The organism is Pseudomonas sp. RIT-PI-AD (genome assembly GCF_025642785.1).
Classification (GTDB): Bacteria; Pseudomonadota; Gammaproteobacteria; order Pseudomonadales; family Pseudomonadaceae; genus Pseudomonas_T.
Genome location: NZ_JANZKU010000063.1, coordinates 1 through 1233, shown reverse-complemented (window position 1 = coordinate 1233; position 1233 = coordinate 1). Strand labels below are relative to the sequence as shown.

The window sequence follows — 1233 nt, the reverse complement described above, 5'->3', positions numbered from 1 at the left end:
GGCCGCGCGCCTCAAGCAACTGGTGGACAGCTTCCGCATCTGACCCCGACCCCGCGCTGAACGACGAAGCCCCCTCCTGGCGGAGGGGGCTTCGTTCGTTTCACCCGCGGATCGCGCTCACACGCCGTCCAGGTAGCGCTCCACGTCCAGGGCCGCCATGCACCCGGCGCCGGCCGAGGTGATGGCCTGCCGGTAGACCGAGTCGGCCACGTCGCCCGCGGCGAACACCGCGGGCACGCTGGTGGCGGTGGCCTGGCCTTCGCGGCCCCCCTTCACCCACAGATAGCCCCCATGGATCTTCAACTGACCCTCGAACAACGAGGTGTTGGGCGTATGGCCAATAAATAAATCTAGCTATAGAACTTATTGGTAAAAATGTTAGAGATTTCTCAGTCCAGAGCTATCGATCAGTAGCGAAATAAGCCATGCGCATTATACTATATCAACAAAATAACCGATTTGATCGGACAGCTAAGTATTGACTTACATGGAAGGGAGAAGTGCGCACAGATGATCATCACAGAGAAATGAAGTTGCTCTCTCACAGGTAGCCGGCTGACAATGTTACATCACGAAACCCAACAAAAAAGGAATTTAAGTTGGAACTAAAAATCATTAGAAGATGGCAAACCACAGATTTCACATACAGTGAATATAGTGTTGCAGGAGGAATATTAAGGGGCTACTTAAAAGAAGGCTTGGGCGCTGACTGTATGGCACCGAGTCTAGGCAGGAGAATTCCCGAGGGCAATTATAAAATCAAGGCAAAAAACTACCAGAAATACTCCCAGCCCGAGGAAGCACTTTTCCTTTACAGCAGTTACATTTCCGACATCCCGCTTACAACTCAAAAAAATGCGTCACCGATGAGCACTTCACTAGTCATCACCGGTGAGCGCGGCCCTCTTCCTCCTAGTGAGGCAACGCAGAAAATAAGAAAATTGATAACCTTTCTATCCGAAGCCGGCATGGAGAAGGTCAATGTTACTATTACATCAACATACCCCAGACGCATAATATGGATGCGTTACTTTATGAAATTATTTGGGCCCTATGTCGCCGAAGAATTCCGCAGCCAGTTGCTAGCAGTAGGCGAACGACTCGGCATCGAGCCTGATTATATAATGGCGTGCATTGCGCTAGAGACGGGCCGACAATTCAATACTAGAGCAAAAAATCCTGGTTCGAGCGCCACGGGTCTTATTCAATTCGTCGAGCAGACGGCAAAAGATT

Annotated in this window: 2 pseudogenes; one reads left to right on the top strand and one right to left on the bottom strand. The window is 50.7% G+C overall.

What is annotated here, in order from left to right:
* Positions 1 to 117: 117 nt before the first annotated feature.
* A pseudogene (locus tag OGL92_RS22025) lies at positions 118 to 348 on the bottom strand (thioredoxin-disulfide reductase); the annotation flags it as partial.
* Between the two features lie 251 nt (positions 349 to 599).
* Here OGL92_RS22025 and OGL92_RS22020 point away from each other — a divergent pair.
* Positions 600 to 1233, top strand: a pseudogene (locus OGL92_RS22020) (lytic transglycosylase domain-containing protein); the annotation flags it as partial.